This is a genomic window from Ruegeria sp. N7, from assembly GCF_056531345.1.
Genome location: NZ_JBQFLR010000050.1, coordinates 1 through 1,272 on the forward strand (window position 1 = coordinate 1; position 1,272 = coordinate 1,272).

Sequence of the window (1,272 nt, forward strand, 5' to 3'; positions counted from 1 at the left end):
GGATTTTTCACCCAGTCCTTGTCGGACCGCGATCCTGAGCTTTTTGGCTCGATCCGGTCTGAGCTGGGTCGTCAGCGCGACGAGATCGAGCTGATTGCGTCCGAGAACATCGTCTCTGCCGCCGTGATGGAGGCGCAGGGTTCGGTGATGACCAACAAATATGCCGAAGGTTACCCGGGCCGGCGCTATTACGGAGGCTGCGAGTTTGTTGATATCGCCGAGAATCTGGCCATCGACCGCGCCAGGCAGCTGTTTGGCTGTGGCTTTGCCAATGTGCAGCCGAACTCGGGCAGCCAGGCCAACCAGGGCGTGTTCCAGGCGCTGATCCAGCCCGGCGACACCATTCTGGGCATGAGCCTGGATGCCGGTGGCCACCTGACCCACGGCGCGCGGCCCAACCAGTCGGGCAAGTGGTTCAACGCCGTGCAATACGGCGTGCGCCAGCAGGACAACATGCTGGACTATGATCAGGTCGAGGCGCTGGCGAAAGAGCATAACCCCAAGCTGATCATCGCGGGCGGTTCGGCCATCCCGCGTCAGATCGACTTTGCCCGCATGCGTCAGATCGCCGACATGGTCGGCGCCTATCTGCACGTTGACATGGCGCATTTCGCCGGTCTGGTCGCGGCGGGCGAGCACCCCAGCCCGTTCCCCTACGCGCATGTGGCGACCACCACCACACACAAGACCCTGCGCGGCCCACGTGGGGGCATGATCCTGACCAATGATGAAGATATCGCTAAGAAAGTGAATTCGGCGATCTTCCCCGGCATTCAGGGCGGCCCGCTGATGCATGTGATCGCGGCCAAGGCCGTGGCCTTTGGCGAGGCGCTGCGCCCCGAGTTCAAAAGCTATATCCAGCAGGTCGTGACCAATGCGCAGGCGCTCAGCGATCAGCTGATCAAGGGCGGACTCGACACCGTGACCCACGGCACCGACACCCATGTGGTGCTGGTCGACCTGCGCCCCAAGGGCGTCAAGGGCAACGCCACCGAAAAGGCCCTGGGCCGGGCGCATATCACCTGCAACAAGAACGGCGTGCCGTTTGACCCGGAAAAGCCGACCATCACGTCGGGCATCCGCCTTGGCAGCCCCGCCGGCACCACCCGCGGCTTTGGCGAGGCCGAGTTCCGCCAGATCGCCGACTGGATCATCGAAGTGGTCGACGGCCTGGCCGCCAACGGCGAAGACGGCAACGCCGAAGTCGAAGCCCGCGTCCGCGCCCAGGTCGCAGACCTCTGCAACCGCTTCCCCATATACCCGAACCTGTAA

General features: G+C 63.7%; 1 protein-coding gene. It reads left to right on the forward strand.

What is annotated here, in order from left to right; translation table 11 throughout:
• On the forward strand, positions 1 to 1,272 hold a 1,272-nt coding region (glyA, locus tag ACR0ES_RS20145), incomplete at its 5' end, for a serine hydroxymethyltransferase (RefSeq protein WP_480484971.1).